The sequence below is a fragment of the Desulfonatronospira sp. MSAO_Bac3 genome (genome assembly GCF_003838035.1).
Taxonomy (GTDB): domain Bacteria; phylum Desulfobacterota; class Desulfovibrionia; order Desulfovibrionales; family Desulfonatronovibrionaceae; genus Desulfonatronospira; species Desulfonatronospira thiodismutans.
In genome coordinates, this window is record NZ_QYZY01000062.1 from 1 (window position 1) to 3,787 (window position 3,787).

The window sequence follows — 3,787 nt, forward strand, 5'->3', positions numbered from 1 at the left end:
GGAAAAAAGTTCAGCACAGGCTGCAAAGACCTCTGATCTCTGTTAGCGACTTAAGCGACGTCCTCTGCCCTCCGACCTCTTCGCTAAAGTCGCTTAAGTCGCTAAAGTCTCTGACCCCTGACCCCTGACCTCTGATCCCTGTCCTCTGCGCCTGCAAACCGGCATCCTGCCGGTAGACTACACGCCTCAGGAGCCGTTATGGCCAATGGTTACATTTTCGCCCTGAACAATTACCGGAACCTTGCGCTTGCCTCCTGACAGTTCCAGCATTTTCTGCAGTTCCTCCGGTTTTTCCACAACATCCACGTAGTCGTGATCTTTATAAGCCTCACGGGCCTTATTGGTAAAGGGTCAAGTGCTTTTGCCGTATATAATGGTTCTGGGCATGATATGTTCCTTTTTCATGGTCCCGGTCAGGGCAGTGCCCTGCCCGGGAGTTTTAAAATTCAGCTTTTGTCCTTTTCCCCACTGCTTTCATCTCCGGCCACTATGGCCGGTCCGGAAGAGGCCGGTGACCTGCTGGAAGCATCCCCTTCCTGCAAGGGGTTTTCAGAAAAGGATTCCATTTCCGGCTCAGTGCTGGAAATGTTCAACTGGCCGACCGGGTCAGTCAGCTCCATGTTTTCGCTCCAGCTCAGTTCAAACTCGATTTTTTCCTTGTTTTCCTTGGCTCCGGCCTTGATTTCCAGCTTGAGGTTTTCTCCCGGGGCAAGGCTCAGAGACTGGTCTTCATGCTGTACGTTGAGACGTCCTTCCTTGACTGCGTGCATAAGACTCTCCAGGTGTTCAATGACCTGGTCCTTACCCAAAACAGCCTTGTACTTAAGTTCATTCTTGCTCATATTCGTCCTCCGTTTGTTTTTTGATGATAGAGTAATACACTCGATTGTTTCAGACCATGGAAAGAAGCCTCTCAAGGAGAAAATCCGCATTGAGAAACGGCCGGTTTTCAGGATCCACCAGAGGGGCTTCTATCACCTTTACACCCAGTCTCTCTATTCCTGATACGTCTACACCCCCCTTATACAATTCATGATCCTTGTCCAGCAAGACAAAATTGAGCAGCTGACTGTTCTGATGTTTTTTTCCGGCGCTCTGGTGCAGATAGTAAAGAAGAATCTCAACTCTCTGCCTGAGATTGGTGCCCTTTTCTTCGGGATCGTGTCCGGTATTGGGTATGTAGATCTTGGGGCATTCGTTCCGGGCAATGGCTGAACCTGCGTCCCGGGGCAGCAGGTTGGCCATGAGGCTGGAATAAAAGCTGCCCATGGGATAACAGATAAGTTCCGCATCCTGTATCAGCCGTCTGACCTTTTCCTTGAGACGCGGGTATATTGGTGCCGGTTTTTTCAGGCTGCTGCTCAGATATATTTCCTGCACCGGCGATTCTATGGCCGGGGTTTCCTTGCCGGTAAGTTCGTGCTGCCCCAGGAGGATTTCCCCGTTTTCCAGCCTGGATACCAGGTGCAGATACTTGTTCATTATGGGCCTGACCAGGCCCCGTACTTCAGCCAGCTTGGAAAAAAGAAAGATTACCGGGTCTATATGACGATTGTGGCTGAAATACCCGGCAGCCAGAATGAGGTTGCCCATGCTGGCCCCTCTTAAATCGAAGTCTTCGGGCATTTTTCCGGCAAAGGCGGTAATGTAACTGCAGACTATTTTGCGCATGGGATCGTGGATGCTGCGCACCAGGGGATGATGACCGTCAGCCATGCGCATCAGGATGGATTTCAGCTTTTCCCTGTCTTCATCCTTGGGCAGACGGTAGGCAAACAGGTTGTAGATTTCAGGGTTGCCTTTGACGCTCTGGTCGGCCAGAGCCATGAGGCGGCTGCGCATATCACCCACTGCCGGCATTTTGAATGTGTTGCGCAGTTTGGCCGAACTTCCTCCGGAGTCAAAAGGGGTTACCAGATGAATGGAATTGTGGGTGTAGCGCACCAGGGACCGGCTGAGGGGATTCAGAGCAGTGCCGCCGCTGAAAAAAAGTATTCTCGGGCCGAATTCAGGGACCTTGAGATACCTGGTGAGCTTTACCTGATCAGGCAGGGTCACTGTCCGGCATATATGAATTTTATGTGCAGATTCTGAAGGCATGCAGGTTTCAGGAGCGATACTTAAGGTTGTCCAGGATATAGCCGGCATACATATCTGCGGCGTCCATGCCCCAGGCGTGGGAAAGACCTCTGAAGCCCCCAAAGGCCGAGACTTCGAAGACCATTGCGCCTTGATCAGTCTCCACCACGTCCACACAGGTGAAATCCAGGTTGAACAGGGCCTGGGCCCTGTGGGCCAGGCTGATTATTTCCGGGTCCGGTTCACAGCGCTCGTATTTTCCTCCGCTGGATGTGCAGGTGTTCCAGGAGTCGCCCTTGCGCCGGGCATAAGTGCCGATATATTCACCACCCATGAAGGCCACGCCCAGGTCGCGGCCGGGAATGGAAACCATTTTCTGGATGTACATGGTCCTGTTGCCTGACGCCTGAAATTCGGCAATGGCTGATCGGCAGTGATACCCTTCCTCCACTACCAGCATTCCCCGGGCCTTGGAAGAAAAAAGAGGCTTGAACACCGCCTTTTTGAATCTGCGCACTGTATCGCAGGCCAGTTCCATGTCCTCGGTAACCACTGTCGGCGGCATGGGAATGTTGCCTATCTGCAGGTTCACAGTGCAGCTGAGCCTGTTCACGGCCTGCATGATCATTTCCGGCCTGGAGAATACCGGTATTTCCATGCTGCAGAAAAAGCGAAGCATTTCCAGCCTGTTGTACATATCCGGCGAATACACGGGGCCGATTTTTTTGATAGCCAGTCCGTCCAGGGTAGCCAGGTCCAGGTCCCCGTAAAACAGAGTCTTGTGGTTTATATCGAAAATCACCGAAGATATGTCCACAACACAGCGAAACCCGGTTTTATTTTCCAGGGCGTCCGCCAGTTTTTCAGTGGACCAGCTGCCGGGGTTGCCTATCACGGCTATTTTTCTGTCTTTTTCTGGAGCGTTCATGGTCTTGTAGTGAGTTTTTTATACGGACCTTTTTAGCATGTTTCTTCTTATTATTGAGCATTTTCAAAGACCTGGCCATTTTGGGCTCTAATTGCCCGGCACATCAGAAGCTTGAATATTTAAACACATCCGGCGGCAAGGAAAACTCTCTCCAGGGCCTTCCCCTGTGGGCGATGATTTTTTCAGCCAGGTACAGGGCCCGCTGGTACATGCCAAGAGCGAATTCCTGGTTGAGTTCAAAGCGTGTGGAAGTGAAAAAGGAGCGGATCAGTCCCATGGCCAGCCTGGCATCAAAGGTTTCATCTGCATTTTCCGCTGCAAATCGCCTGGAAAAATTGAAAAAATCCTGGTTCAGCCGGTTGATGAGCCTGCGTATCCCGGCATCAAAAACGGGTTTGCGATAGTTGGATACCAGAAATACAGATACATCCTGCACGTAATCCCCATAACACGAACGGTGCAGATCAATAAAGTAAATCTGCTGTTCTTTCTGATTGTAGATTATGTTGTTGGTGTTAAAGTCACCGTGGATAAATATGCAGAATGGAGCATTAAGTTCGGCCTCCACTTCGCTAAGGATCCTGATAACGTCCTCCAGAGAAGGGGTGGTCAGGGATCCGATACTGGCTTCGGAAAAATTGAATTCCGGGTGAATCATGAGCACGTCGTCGATGCGCTGGGCAAGCTGCTTCATAAATCCGGAACTTACCTGTTTGTTCTTGAGGGTATCTTTCCATATGATTGACAGGGTTTCCTTGAGGATGAACAAAGCGTTTTCCA

General features: G+C 50.9%; 5 protein-coding genes. All 5 read right to left on the reverse strand.

Annotated elements, in window-relative coordinates; translation table 11 throughout:
* Positions 1 to 186: 186 nt before the first annotated feature.
* The gene (gene uxx1 / locus D5S03_RS02280; RefSeq protein ID WP_435050722.1) at positions 187 to 387 is read right to left on the reverse strand and encodes a UXX-star selenoprotein family 1; all 201 of its coding nucleotides are present in this window, start codon (positions 385 to 387) and stop codon (positions 187 to 189) included.
* A gap of 59 nt (positions 388 to 446) precedes the next feature.
* Positions 447 to 842, reverse strand: a complete 396-nt coding sequence (locus D5S03_RS02285) for an amphi-Trp domain-containing protein (RefSeq protein WP_287042560.1) — start codon at positions 840 to 842, stop codon at positions 447 to 449.
* 49 nt (positions 843 to 891) lie between these two features.
* On the reverse strand, positions 892 to 2,100 hold the full coding sequence (locus D5S03_RS02290; RefSeq protein ID WP_287042561.1) for a GAK system CofD-like protein: 1,209 nt from the start codon (positions 2,098 to 2,100) through the stop codon (positions 892 to 894).
* 7 nt (positions 2,101 to 2,107) lie between these two features.
* Entirely contained in the window at positions 2,108 to 3,007 is a 900-nt protein-coding gene (locus tag D5S03_RS02295; RefSeq protein WP_287042562.1) for a GAK system ATP-grasp enzyme, read from the reverse strand.
* Positions 3,008 to 3,110: 103 nt separating this feature from the next.
* Positions 3,111 to 3,787, reverse strand: a 677-nt coding sequence (locus tag D5S03_RS02300; RefSeq protein WP_287042563.1) for a phosphotransferase, incomplete at its 5' end; no start/stop codon positions are given.

Coding starts and splice junctions, on each gene's coding strand:
- D5S03_RS02290 (WP_287042561.1), bottom strand. CDS start 2,100: ATGCCTTCAGAATCTGCACATAAAATTCATATATGCCGGACAGTGACC.
- D5S03_RS02285 (WP_287042560.1), bottom strand. CDS start 842: ATGAGCAAGAATGAACTTAAGTACAAGGCTGTTTTGGGTAAGGACCAG.
- D5S03_RS02295 (WP_287042562.1), bottom strand. CDS start 3,007: ATGAACGCTCCAGAAAAAGACAGAAAAATAGCCGTGATAGGCAACCCC.